11 protein-coding genes are annotated in these 12161 nt (G+C 67.7%); 8 read left to right on the top strand and 3 right to left on the bottom strand.

The window, feature by feature from the left end:
• Window positions 1-251 precede the first annotated feature (251 nt).
• A complete protein-coding gene (locus QCD70_RS17850) occupies window positions 252-1868 on the top strand; it encodes an HNH endonuclease signature motif containing protein (RefSeq protein ID WP_301218789.1) in 1617 nt (538 codons plus the stop codon).
• A gap of 86 nt (window positions 1869-1954) precedes the next feature.
• On the opposite strand, the gene QCD70_RS17845 is transcribed toward QCD70_RS17850, so the two are convergent.
• Window positions 1955-3553, bottom strand: coding sequence for a long-chain-fatty-acid--CoA ligase (locus QCD70_RS17845; protein ID WP_301218787.1), 1599 nt, complete (start codon window positions 3551-3553; stop codon window positions 1955-1957).
• A 146-nt stretch (window positions 3554-3699) separates the two neighbouring features.
• On the opposite strand from QCD70_RS17845, the gene purS reads away from it, so the two are divergent.
• Genes purS through QCD70_RS17830 form a run of 3 tightly spaced genes read left to right on the top strand, consistent with a single transcriptional unit; the run spans window position 3700 to window position 5568 of the window.
• Window positions 3700-3993, top strand: a complete 294-nt coding sequence (gene purS, locus QCD70_RS17840) for a phosphoribosylformylglycinamidine synthase subunit PurS (protein ID WP_301218785.1) — start codon at window positions 3700-3702, stop codon at window positions 3991-3993.
• Window positions 3993-4691 (top strand): phosphoribosylformylglycinamidine synthase subunit PurQ, encoded by a 699-nt coding sequence (purQ, locus tag QCD70_RS17835; protein WP_301218783.1) that lies wholly within the window; start codon window positions 3993-3995, stop codon window positions 4689-4691. The genes purS and purQ overlap by 1 nt, the downstream gene beginning before the upstream one ends.
• 58 nt (window positions 4692-4749) lie before the next feature.
• Entirely contained in the window at window positions 4750-5568 is an 819-nt protein-coding gene (locus QCD70_RS17830) for a hypothetical protein (protein ID WP_301218781.1), read from the top strand.
• 69 nt (window positions 5569-5637) lie between these two features.
• On the opposite strand, the gene sufU is transcribed toward QCD70_RS17830, so the two are convergent.
• Window positions 5638-6081, bottom strand: coding sequence for a Fe-S cluster assembly sulfur transfer protein SufU (sufU, locus tag QCD70_RS17825; RefSeq protein ID WP_301218779.1), 444 nt, complete (start codon window positions 6079-6081; stop codon window positions 5638-5640).
• Window positions 6078-7424: an aminotransferase class V-fold PLP-dependent enzyme gene (locus QCD70_RS17820; RefSeq protein ID WP_301218777.1), complete on the bottom strand. Its 1347-nt coding sequence runs from the start codon at window positions 7422-7424 to the stop codon at window positions 6078-6080. Before QCD70_RS17820 ends, sufU begins: the two co-directional genes overlap by 4 nt.
• 159 nt (window positions 7425-7583) lie before the next feature.
• Between QCD70_RS17820 and purL the strand changes: the two genes are divergently transcribed.
• The 4 genes from purL to QCD70_RS17800 all read left to right on the top strand — a co-directional run bounded on the left by purL (window position 7584) and on the right by QCD70_RS17800 (window position 12136).
• Window positions 7584-9929, top strand: coding sequence for a phosphoribosylformylglycinamidine synthase subunit PurL (purL, locus tag QCD70_RS17815; protein WP_441004956.1), 2346 nt, complete (start codon window positions 7584-7586; stop codon window positions 9927-9929).
• A 138-nt stretch (window positions 9930-10067) separates the two neighbouring features.
• Window positions 10068-11066: a WXG100 family type VII secretion target gene (locus tag QCD70_RS17810; protein ID WP_301218773.1), complete on the top strand. Its 999-nt coding sequence runs from the start codon at window positions 10068-10070 to the stop codon at window positions 11064-11066.
• 30 nt (window positions 11067-11096) lie between these two features.
• Window positions 11097-11744: a hypothetical protein gene (locus tag QCD70_RS17805; protein WP_301218771.1), complete on the top strand. Its 648-nt coding sequence runs from the start codon at window positions 11097-11099 to the stop codon at window positions 11742-11744.
• Entirely contained in the window at window positions 11741-12136 is a 396-nt protein-coding gene (locus QCD70_RS17800; protein WP_301218769.1) for a hypothetical protein, read from the top strand. Before QCD70_RS17805 ends, QCD70_RS17800 begins: the two co-directional genes overlap by 4 nt.
• Window positions 12137-12161 lie beyond the last annotated feature (25 nt).

Genomic DNA, 12161 nt, shown 5'->3' with positions numbered 1-12161 from the left:
CCGTTCCCTGAGCGAGCCGTTCCCTGAGCGAGCCGTTCCCTGAGCGAGCCGTTCCCTGAGCGAGCCGTTCCCTGAGCGAGCCGTTCCCTGAGCCTGTCGTTCCCTGAGCCTGTCGAAGGGGCCCTAAGGCTCGACGCCCTCTTCTCCTCCACAACGGTAGTTCAGGCTCCGTTATCCACACCCATATCCCCTGATCAGGCATCGAATGCCTCGGTCAACCCAGTGTCGGTGGTTACTGTTTGACTTCTCGTATGGACCTCCTCGACGCATCCCTCGGCGATATCGCCGTGCGTCTCCGGCAGCTCCTCGACGAGAACCGCGCAGCCGTGTCTGCAGGTGCCGAGTCGGGTGATGCCCTGCTCGCAGCGGCCCATCAGTGGGAGGCCATCGGTCGCGCCAGTGACGCTGCCCGTACCTGGGTGGCGGCGGAGGTCGCGCACGAGTCCCGCCGTGAACTCGACACCGCGGGGCTCGCGTACCGTCATGGGTTCGGGTCGGCGAGAAAGCTCCTTGCTGCGACCACGAACGTCTCGGAGCGCACCGCGGCGACCCGTATCAGCCTGGGCCAGCGGCTACGGTCGTCGGTGTCTCTGTCGGGAACGCCGAATCCGAGTTTCTTCCCGGTCGTGGAGGCGGCGTTCTTCGCCGGCCGTGTCGGCGTCGATACGGCGGCGGTGATCTGCCGCACCCTGTCCGAGGTCGTGAACCGCACCGGCTGGTCGGATGCCACGGATCAGGCCGAACGGCACCTCGTCGCCGCCGCGATGGCCACAGTCTCCGACCCGGATATCGATACCAACGTTGATGCGAACGCGGACGCCGGGGCCAGTGCGGAGGGGGTTTCTGATGAGGACGGTGTTGTGGGCGATGGTGATGCGTGGTCCAGGGCACCGAGGCGGTACACGGTCGAGGAGATCGGCCGGCTCGCGATCCGCATCCGGGAACACCTCGACCCCGACGGTGCCGAACCCCGCGACGCCGTGAAACAGTCCCTGCGCGGCTTCAGCTACCCGAAAATCGGCGCCGACGGCATGGCGAGGGGCCGGTACGCTCTCCCGCCCCTGCAACTGGGCGTGTTCCTGGCCGCGGTCGACTCGATCCTCAGCCCACGCACCCCCGACGCACCGAACCCGGCAGACTCAGCAGCGGCCGGCTCCGACCACGGCGCTACCGACATCGCCGGGGATCAGACCAATGGCCTCCTGACGATCGACGACCGCTCTCCACACGAACCCGCACAACGGGGCGACACCTCGGGCGACGAGGCGATCATCGATGCGCGCACGGCGGAGCAGAAGCTCCTCGACGCGGTCATGACCCTCCTCGAGCTGGCCGCGACGTCGCCGACTGCGTCGCTGCTGAACGGGGCGGCACCGACCGTGAACGTGCACGTCACCCTCGACGACCTCCAAACCGGGCACGGCGCCGCGTGGATCGACGGCAGCACCGAACCCATCCCCATCAGCACCGTCGACCAGCTCCGCTGCCACGGCGGCACCATCACCACCCTCTTCGGCAAGCACGGCGAGATCCTGCACCACGGCAAAACGAAACGTCTCGCCACCCGAAGGCAACGCAGAGCACTCGCCGCCCGCGACGGCAGATGCGTCATCCCCGGCTGTGCCGCTCCACCCTCACGGTGTCAGGCGCACCACGTCACACCATGGGTCAGCGAGAACTATCCGCCCGGACGGACCGATATCGACAATTTGGTGTTGCTGTGCCCGTTCCACCACGCCACCATCCACACCTCCGCATGGCAACTCGTCATGATCCACGGCAGACCACACGTCAAACCACCCAGCTGGCAAGACACGCACCGAACACCAAGACCCGCCGGACAGCAACGAACCGGCAGACCATGGTGACCCCGGCGACCCCGTTCGTCGAGCAGGTCGAGACGCGAGTGCCCTTCGACAGGCTCAGGGAGCGACAGGCTCAGGGAGCGACAGGCTCAGGAAACGTGGCGCGCCACGAGCTCTCTCTTCAGCACCTTTCCGCTCGGACCCATCGGCAGGGCCTCCACGATCGCGACCTCCCGCGGGTACTTGTAGGCCGCGACGTGCTCCTCGGCGAACGCCACCAGCTCTGCACCGGTCACGGTCGCTCCGGAAACGAGCACCACCGCCGCCACCACTTCCTGACCATGCACCTCGTGAGGGATGCCGTACACGGCCGCCATCGAGACATCCGGGTGCCCGGCAAGCACCTCCTCGACCTCGCGGGGGTACACGTTGTAGCCGTTGCGCAGGATCATGTCCTTCTTGCGGTCGAGAATGCGCAGGTAGCCGTCGTCGTCCTTCGTTCCGAGGTCGCCGGTGCGGAACCACCCGTCGACCACCGACCGGGCCGTGTCCTCCTCACGGTGCAGATAGCCCTTCATGAGGTTGTGGCCCCTGATCACGAGTTCGCCGAGCTCCCCCCGAGGAAGCAGCTCGATCGCGTCGTCGTTCTCGGCCCGGGCGATCTCGACATCCACGCCCCAGATCGGCGTGCCGATCGTGCCGGGCCGCGGGGTCACCCCGCGCTGGTTGAAGCTGGCGACCGGAGAGGTCTCGGTGAGGCCGTAGCCCTCGTGGATGTCCACGCCGAAGAGCTGCGTGAACCTGTCGATGATGGCCACGGGGATCGCGGCACCGCCCGAGATGCCGTACCGCAGCTTCGTCTGAACGGGCTCGGCGCCGGCGGCGGCCAGGATCACCATGTACATGGTGGGCACCCCGAAGAAGATCGTGCAGCCGTGGCGCTTGATGAGCTCGATCGCGCCGGCGCCATCGAACTTCGGCATCAGCACGATCGTGGCGCCCGCACGGAATCCGGTGTTGAGGACGCAGGTCTGGCCGAAGGTGTGAAAGAGCGGCAGGCAGCCGAGCAGCACATCGTCGCTCGTCATATCGAAGGTGTCGAGCAGCAGCGTGCTCGTCTGCTCGACCAGCGAGAAGTGACTTCCCTCGGCGCCCTTCGGCGACCCCGTCGTCCCACTCGTGTAGAGAATGGTCGCCGTGTCGCCCGGGGCGCAGGCCACGTAGTTCTCCAGCGGCACCGTCTGCGCGGCGAGATCCTCCAGACGATCGAAACCCACGGCATCCAGCGATTCGTCGCTCGAATGCGGCGGCATCATGAGCGACACCACGTCGACACCCGCGAGCGCCGCCCCCTTCGCGCCCTCGCCGAGAAGCGGAGCCGAGCACACGAGCAGGGTGGCCCCGCTGTCGCGCAGCACGAACGCGATCTCCTCGGCCTTCAGAAGCGCATGAATCGGCACGACGATCGCGCCGAGCGCCAGGAGCGCGTAATAGACACGGGGAAAGTCGGGCACGTTCGGTATCAGGATGGCGACGGGGTCGCCTCGGTCGACGCCTCGATCGCGCAGGGCTCCGGCGTAGGCGAGCGTCTCCTCCCACAGCGCGGAGTAGCTGATGCTCTGCTCCCCCACGATCAGAGCCGTCTTGTCGGGCCGGCGCGCGGCCGTCTCGGCGAGGATGGCCGCCACCGAGACGGTGGCGTGCCCCGTCGGGGTGACTGCTGCGGCGGGGCTCACGGGTTCACTCATCACGATCTCCAGTCGTCATTGACCTCAGACTCCGAGGCTACGGTCGGGCGGCCCGCCTGCCAAGTGGCGCGCTCGGGCGTGAAGCCGATGCCCAGCGTTTAGACTGGGGGCGAATCCACCCGTCACTTCTCGAAAAGAGTTCTCCGGTGCCCACAATCGTCGTCGAGGTCATGCCCAAGGCCGAACTTCTCGATCCCCAGGGCAAGGCCGTGCTCGGCGCCCTCACACGCCTCGGCCAGTCGCAGTTCACGTCGGTTCGAGTTGGCAAGCGCTTCGAGCTCACCGTCGAGGGCGAGGTCACCGACGCCGTGCTCGCCGAGGTCGCGACCCTGGCCGACGAGATGCTCTCGAACCAGGTCATCGAAGACGTCGTCGGTATCCACGTCGTCGAGTCGCCCGCCGATGGCGCATCCGAGGTCGCAGCCGGAGCATCCGTCTGATGCGCATCGGCGTCGTCACCTTCCCCGGCTCACTCGACGACCGCGACGCCCAGCGCGCGGTGCGCCTCGCCGGCGCCGAACCCGTCGCGCTCTGGCACGGCACCCACGACCTCGACGGGGTCGACGCCATCATCCTTCCGGGCGGCTTCAGCTACGGCGACTACCTGCGCTGCGGCGCCATCGCCAGCCACTCACCGATCATGGCCGAAGTCATCCAGGCGGCCGAGCGCGGCGTTCCCGTGCTCGGAATCTGCAACGGATTCCAGATGCTCACCGAAGCTCACCTTCTGCCCGGTGGCCTCATCCGCAACGACCACGGCTCGTTCATCTGCCGCGACCAGCGACTGCGCGTCGAGAACACATCGACCGCCTGGACCAACGGCTTCACCGATCGCCAGGAGATCACCATCCCGCTCAAGAACGGCGAGGGCGGGTTCATCGCCTCGACCGCCGAGCTCGAGCGCCTCGAGGGCGAGAACCACGTGGTGTTCCGCTACCTCGACGTGAACCCCAACGGTTCCCTGAACAACATCGCGGGCGTCACGAACGCGCGCGGCAACGTCGTGGGCCTCATGCCGCACCCCGAGCACGCCGTCGAGCCCGGCTTCGGCCCCGACACCCCGGATGCGATGCGCTCGGGAGTAGACGGCCTCACGTTCTTCACGTCGGCACTCGAGGGCCTGCTCGCTCGCGCGTAGCCTCAGAGTTCCCTCCATACCCCCGAACGGGGTACACGAGCCGCGCTAGCGTCGAGGTATGACTACTCGCAGAAGTACTCAGACCCTGACCGTTCTCGGCGCGCTCACCCTGCTCGGATCGGCGGCGCTCGTCGGCTGCACGTCCCAGACAACGCCGGCCGAACCTGTCGCCGGCACGACGTCCGCGTCGACAACCGCCGCTGCGACACCCACCGCGACGCCCGCCGAAACGCCCGAGATCGCGCTGGCGCGTGACTACCTCGACGCCGTCGCCGCCGGCGACCTGCAGGCGAGCTGGTCGATGCTGTCCCCGGAATCGCAGGCCTTCTACGGCTCGGTCGAGACGTATGAGCAACTGGCCCCGACCGGCGGAACAGTCACCGCAGACGAAGCCGCCGCCCTCTCGACGGCGACCCTGGTCGCGGCGGAGGGCCCCGAGGGAGCGATCACTGTGGTGAGCGGCGCGACCGCCGACGCGGCCGACGCGTGGATCGTGCGACAGACCGACTCCGGTCTGCGCATCGACGACGCCGGCGTGCCGCCGACCGGTGAGTCCGTCTACTCGTGGACCAACCCGGCCGCCGGGCCCGAAGACCAGACCGGCGAGGCCGCCTACGACCCGGCATCCCCCGTCACGATCTCGTTCGCGGTCGCGGATCCGGCCGACGGACGATCGCTGGTGGGCTCCCCCGAGACGATCTACGCGTGGCAGGGAGACCAGCCGGTCGAGGCGACGCTCGATGCGGGCTCGGATGCCCAGCGCACCTTCGTCGTGAACACGACGCCCGAGACGGGGCCGCACGCGGTGACGGTCGTGTGGCAGGTGGGCGGCGACAGCCACGAGTGGCGGTCGAGCACGGTTCTGCTCACGAGCTGATCGCGGTGATGGTCTCGATACGTCGGCTCGTGCCTCGCGCGACTACTCGACCGGCGCAATGGAGGCAGGTCAGGCTGCGGGGGTCTTCGCCATCGCGTCTTCGAGGGCGACCCAGGCGAGCATCGCGCACTTGACGCGGGCGATGTAGCGCGAGACCCCGCCGAGAACGACGGCGTCGCCGAGCAGCTCCTCGTCGCCCTCGAGCGTGCCCTTCGAGCGCATGAGCTCACGGAACGCGTCGATGCGCTCGTGCACCGCGTCGCGATCGAGATCGACGACCACGTCTGACAGCAGCGACGCCGACGCCTGCGAGATCGCGCAGCCGTGGCCCTCCCAGCTCAGCGACGTGATTGTGTCGCCCTGCGAGTGGATGCGCAGGGTCACCTCGTCGCCGCACGTCGGGTTGAGCTGGTGCGACTCCGCAGAGCCACCCTCGCGCAGGCCGTGGTTGTGCGGCGTGCGCGAGTGATCCATGATGACCTCCTGATAGAGGCTCTCGAGCGACGAGCTCACAGGGATGTCCTTTCGGAAGACTGCGGGTAGATGGTCGGCACGACGCCGAAGAATGCGGTGACGCCGCGAACGCCCTCGAGGAACGCGTCGACCTCGGCCGGCGTGTTGTAGAGGTAGGCGCTCGCCCGGGTCGAGGCGGTCACGCCGAAGCGGCGGTGCAGCGGCTGGGCGCAGTGATGCCCGACGCGCACCGCGATGCCCAGGTCGTCGAGGTACTGGCCCACGTCGTGGGCGTGCACGCCTTCGACGACGAAGCTGGCGAGCCCCGCCCGCTCCACACCGGGCGGCGGGCCGAGCACGGTGATGCCGGGAATGGACTCGAGTCCGGTGACGAGGCGCTGGCCGAGGGACGCCTCCCAGTCGTGGATGCGCTGCATGCCGACCTCGGACAGGTAGTCGACGGCAGCCCCCAGGGCGATGGCCTGCGACACCCGCTGGGTGCCCGCCTCGAAACGCTGCGGAGCCGGAAGGTACTCGGCCTTCTCGAGCGTGACGGTCGTGATCATCGACCCGCCGGTAAGGAAGGGAGGCATCGCGTCGAGCAGTTCACTGCGACCGTAGAGCACGCCCACCCCGGTGGGGCCCAGCATCTTGTGGCCGGAGAACACGGCGAAGTCGACGCCCAGCGCGCCCAGGTCGAGCGGGCGATGCGGGGCCGACTGGCAGGCATCCAGAACCACGAGCGCGCCGACGGCGTGCGCCAACTCGACAAGCCGGTCGACGGGATTGATGACGCCCGTCACGTTGGACACGTGGGTGAAGGCCACGATCCGGGTGCGGGGACCGATGATCTCCTCGGCAGAAGACATCACCAGCAGGCCGTCGTCGTCGATCGGGATGACACGCAGTGTGGCTCCGGTGCGCGCCGCCAGCTCCTGCCACGGGATCAGGTTGGCGTGGTGCTCCATCTCGGTGGTGACGATCTCGTCGCCGGGGCCGAGCACGAATCGCGACGACGCGGGGGCACCGCGGCCGAGACTCGCGTTCGAGAACGCGTAGGCGACCAGGTTGAGGCCCTCCGTGGCGTTCGAGGTCCAGACGATCTCGTTCTCGCGCACCCCCACGAAGTCGGCGACGCGGGCCCGGGCGTCTTCGAAGCTCTCGGTGGCCTCAGCGGCCAGGGTGTGCGCACCGCGGTGCACGGCCGAGTTGCGGTGCAGAACGTAGTCGCGCTCGGCATCCAGAACCTGCACGGGGCGCTGGGCGGTCGCGCCAGAGTCGAGGTAGGCGAGCGGGTGCCCGTTGACGGTCTCACCCAGGATGGGGAAGTCGGCGCGAATCCGTTCGACCTCGGCCAGGCTCAGAGGCTGGGCGTCGGCGGTGGATGCGTCGGTGACGGTCATAGGGGTGAGATCGACTTTCGAGGTGGGGCAGAAGGACTTCGGGACAGGCATGTAACAACACTCAACGCTACTTCGTCAGGGGCAACGCCGCCTCGGGCCGCCGCATTCCCGGGGCCGGTAGGATTGAGGCGCTCACCGCCTGCCCCACTAAGGAGCCATATCCGCGTGTCTGAATCCGCTGCCCCGAACCCCATTCACACGGCTACCGCCCGCGCCGCCGCCGACACCGTGCAGAATGCGATCGACACTCCAGACCGGGAGCAGCCGTACGCGGCACTCGGCATGAAGGCCGACGAGTACGCCAAGGTGCGCGAGATCCTCGGCCGCCGACCCACGTCGGGCGAGTTGGCCATGTACTCCGTCATGTGGAGCGAGCACTGCTCCTACAAGAGTTCCAAGATCTACCTGCGGCAGTTCGGCGAGAAGGTCACGCCGGCGATGAAGAAGAACCTCATGGTCGGCATGGGCGAGAACGCCGGCGTCGTCGACGTGGGCGAGGGCTGGGCCGTCACCTTCAAGATCGAGAGCCACAACCACCCCAGCTACATCGAACCGTTCCAGGGCGCCGCGACCGGCGTCGGCGGCATCGTGCGCGACATCATCTCGATGGGTGCGCGCCCGGTCGCGGTCATGGATGCGTTGCGCTTCGGCGACATCTCGGACCCCGACACGGCTCGCGTCGTGCACGGCGTGGTCTCGGGCATCTCGTTCTACGGCAACTGCCTGGGCCTGCCGAACATCGGCGGAGAGACCTGGTTCGACCCGGTGTACCAGGGCAATCCCCTCGTCAACGCCCTGAGCGTGGGCGTGCTGCGCCACGAAGACCTGCACCTCGCCAACGCGCGCGGAGTCGGCAACAAGGTCGTTCTCTTCGGGGCCCGCACCGGCGGCGACGGCATCGGCGGAGCATCCATTCTCGCCTCCGACACGTTCTCGGCCGGCGGCCCCACCAAGCGTCCCGCCGTACAGGTCGGCGACCCGTTCGCCGAGAAGGTGCTCATCGAGTGCTGCCTCGAGCTGTTCCGCGAGAAGCTCGTCGAGGGCATCCAGGACCTGGGGGCCGCGGGCATCTCGTGCGCGACCAGCGAGCTCGCCTCCAACGGCGACGGCGGCATGTTCATCGAGCTCGAGAAGGTGCTGCTGCGCGACCCCTCGCTCACCGCCGAAGAGATCCTGATGTCGGAGAGCCAGGAGCGCATGATGGCCGTCGTGACCCCCGAGAAGCTCGAGGGCTTCCTGAAGGTCGTCGAGAAGTGGGACGTCGAGACCAGCGTTCTCGGCGAGGTCACCGACACCGGCCGCCTGATCATCAACTGGCACGGCGAGGAGATCGTCAACGTCGAACCGCGCACGGTCGCCGTCGACGGCCCCGTCTACACCCGCCCGGTCGAGTACCCGAGCTGGATCGACGCGCTGCAGGCCGACACCGCCTCCACACTCCCCCGTCCCACCACGCCGGCAGAGCTGCGCGACCAGCTCCTCCGCCTGCTCGGCTCCCCCAACCTCGCCGACCCGAGCTGGATCACGAACCAGTACGACCGCTACGTGCTCGGCAACACAGCGCTGAGCGTCCCCGACGACGGCGGCATGATCCGCGTCGACGAGGAGTCGGGCCTCGGCTTCGCGATCGCAACGGATGCCAACGGCCGGTATTGCCAGCTCGACCCGTACCAGGGCGCGCAGCTGGCCCTGGCCGAGGCGTACCGCAACGTCGCCTCCACGGGCGCCACCCCGGTCGCCGTGTCGGACTGCCTCAACTTCGGCTCACCCGAGGACCCCGAGGTCATGTGGCAGTTCTCGAAGGCCGTCGAGGGCCTCGCCGACGGATGCCTCGAGCTCGAGATCCCGGTCACCGGCGGCAACGTGTCGTTCTACAACCAGACGGGCACCAAGCCGATCCACCCGACCCCGGTGGTCGCCATCCTCGGCGTGATCGACGACGTGGCCAAGCGCATCCCGAGCGGCTGGCAGGACGAGGGCAACAACATCTACCTGCTCGGCACCACGACCGTCGAGTTCGACGGCTCGGCCTGGGCGGGCGTCATCCATGACCACCTCGGCGGTCGCCCGCCGGCCGTGTCGCTGGCGAACGAGGCCACGCTCGCCGGCCTGCTCGCCGCGGGCGCGCAGCAATCGATCATCGCCTCGGCCCACGACCTGTCCGACGGCGGGCTCGCCACCGCTCTGGTCGAGAGCGTGATGCGCTTCGGAGTGGGCGCCCGGGTGTTCCTCGACGAGCTGATGCTGCGCGACGGCGTCGACATCGCCACGGCGCTCTTCTCCGAGACCACGGGCCGGGTGCTCGTCAGCGTTCCGCGCGAAGACGACGTGAAGTTCATCGGGCTCTGCGAGGGCCGCGGCTACCCGGTGATCCGGGTGGGCGTCACGGATGCCACGGAGCCGGGCATCAGCGTGCAGGGCCAGTTCGACGTGTCGCTCGACGAGCTGCGCGGCACGCACCGGGCCACCCTGCAGCAGCACTTCGGCGACGTCGTCGGCTACTGACGCCGAGCTACCGACACAGAGGCACTGACGCGTCGGGGCCCGCCGATCGCATGGGGAGTTCTCCCCATCGAGCCGAGCGGGCCCGAACGCTAGCCTGAAGCGACAACGACAGGCTCGAACTCAGCACGGAGGATCACGATGGCACAAGGGTTCTACGGCGCCGACCCGGATCAGCTGAGGGCACTGGCGAAGCAGTTCTCCTCGGGCTCGAACCAGATCCGCTCCTCGCTCGAGACGGTGTCGTCCCTGGTCAACTCCACGCAGAGCTGGCAGGGCCCCGACGCGAGCGCCTTCCAGCAGCGCTGGAACTCGCAGGTCAAGCAGCTCGGCAACACCGTCGTGCACGCCCTCGAGCTCGGGTCGACGACGCTCATCAAGAACGCCGACGAGCAGACGGCCACGAGCCAGGTAGACGGCGGAGCGGGCGGCAACGGTGGGCCCGGTGCACCAGGCACACCCGGGTCGCCCGGCAACCCGGGCCCCGCGACACCGGGCTCGCCCAGCCCGTGGGATGCGTTCCGCGACGGGTGGGACACCTACGGCGATATCAAGACGATGATCGAGGTGCCGCGAGACGCCTACGGTCTGGCGTGGCTGCTCGATCACGGCAAGGACATCACGAGCAAATATGAGTGGTCCAGAATTCCCGGCCGCAGCATTCCCTTCAACCTGCTCGACTCCGCGAATGACATCCTCAATCTCGACAACCTCTACAAATACATTCCGGCCCTCAACATCTCGGATGAGGTTTTCGACGCGAGCACCGGACTCGCGCGAGTCAAGAACGGCATCTTCGATTTCGTCGGCCAGGGTGGACTCGGAAAAGGCTTGGGCGTGCTGGGCATCGGCCTCGACGGATACGACGCCGTCACCAGTGCCGCCAAGGGCGACTACGGCGACGCCGCCTGGTCTGCGACAAAGGCAGCCTTGGGGGTCGCCTCGTTCCTTCCCCCACCCGCGGGCACAGTCGCAGCGGTGGCGAGCATCGGAATCGCTGTCTACGAGCTCCCCGGAGTCAAGGAGTTCGTCGACGACACCGTGTCCAATGTCGGCAAGGGTGTCAGCAAATTCGCCGACGAGGTCGGCAACGGCATCAAAGACCTGGGCGAGGGAGTCTCGGACTTCCTTGGTTTCTAAACCCGATTCTCCTCGAAAGGACTCCACCTGATGACTGACCAGACCACCGAGAAGTCAGCCGACGCGATCGGTTTCGGCTACGCAGAGATCGCCTACCTGCTCAAGCGCATGTCGACCCCCGAGGCCGAGATGAGCGCACGAGTACTGCGCCTCACAGAGGAGATGCACTCCGACGTGCTTCCCGTTGCGGGCGTGTCCTCTCTCCTGGGCCGGGGCTTCGCCACTGTCGTCGACGAGGAGATCGAGGTCGAAGAGGCAGCGCTGCCTGTCGCCTACGCCCTCGGCCGTGCCACGCTGTGGACCGAGATCACACTCATCCACGATGAGATCGCCGACACCGTTGTGCACGTCGAGTCGGACCCGGTGTCACTGCTGATGCAGCCCCGAACCCTGCTCACCTGGTTCGTCTTCGCCCAGGATCCCGATGTGTCCGGTCCGGACGCCGAACTCGAGATCGTGCAGGAACACGTTCGGCAGCATCCGGCCGGGACGGCCATGCTGCGTGCCCGCGTCGATGGGGCCGAATCCCTTCTGCTGGTGCGCCCGGATGGAACGAAGTGGGCCGTCGGCACGGTCGTCGAGGGCGAACCGGATGTGGTCGAGCGCACCGGTCTCACCGACCACGAGCTGCGTGACGCGATCGCCGAGCTCCGCACCACTCTCACCTCCCTGCCGTGACCGACGAACCGAAGGGCAGGCGTCAGGGCTACTACGCGCGTCTCTCCGAAGCCGATGCAGCCTCCCGAGGGCTGACTCCCGAGGAGTACGGCGTCTACAAGGGGCGCAAGGGCAGCTTCGTTCTTCCCGTCAACTCTGCAGGAGGCCTCCTCTTCATCTCGATAACGCTGACCGCCATCGCCGTAGCCGTCGGTGTCGTGCTTGCGGTGATCGCCGCCCGCGACGCCGGACTGCTTCCGCCTGACGAGAAATCCACCCCGTGGGAGCCCTACATGTGGGTCGTCTACGTGGGGTTCTTGGCGTTCCCGGTCTGGTCGTGGTTCTACTACGCGAAAGAGCGACGTGCCCAGAAGTTGCGCATATCGCGTGGCCTCCCCCGCACATTGAGATAGCACGCGCTGATTCGCGGACTCTCAC

The sequence above is a fragment of the Agreia sp. PsM10 genome (assembly GCF_030433855.1).
Taxonomy (GTDB): domain Bacteria; phylum Actinomycetota; class Actinomycetes; order Actinomycetales; family Microbacteriaceae; genus Agreia.
This window is presented reverse-complemented; position numbering and strand designations above follow the sequence as displayed.

Excerpts from the sequence above, each read along its gene's own strand:
- QCD70_RS17820 (WP_301218777.1), bottom strand. The coding sequence starts at position 7,424 with ATGACCGTCACCGACGCATCCACCGCCGACGCCCAGCCTCTGAGCCTG.
- purQ (WP_301218783.1), top strand. The coding sequence starts at position 3,993 with ATGCGCATCGGCGTCGTCACCTTCCCCGGCTCACTCGACGACCGCGAC.
- QCD70_RS17845 (WP_301218787.1), bottom strand. The coding sequence starts at position 3,553 with ATGAGTGAACCCGTGAGCCCCGCCGCAGCAGTCACCCCGACGGGGCAC.
- QCD70_RS17830 (WP_301218781.1), top strand. The coding sequence starts at position 4,750 with ATGACTACTCGCAGAAGTACTCAGACCCTGACCGTTCTCGGCGCGCTC.
- QCD70_RS17850 (WP_301218789.1), top strand. The coding sequence starts at position 252 with ATGGACCTCCTCGACGCATCCCTCGGCGATATCGCCGTGCGTCTCCGG.
- QCD70_RS17805 (WP_301218771.1), top strand. The coding sequence starts at position 11,097 with ATGACTGACCAGACCACCGAGAAGTCAGCCGACGCGATCGGTTTCGGC.
- QCD70_RS17810 (WP_301218773.1), top strand. The coding sequence starts at position 10,068 with ATGGCACAAGGGTTCTACGGCGCCGACCCGGATCAGCTGAGGGCACTG.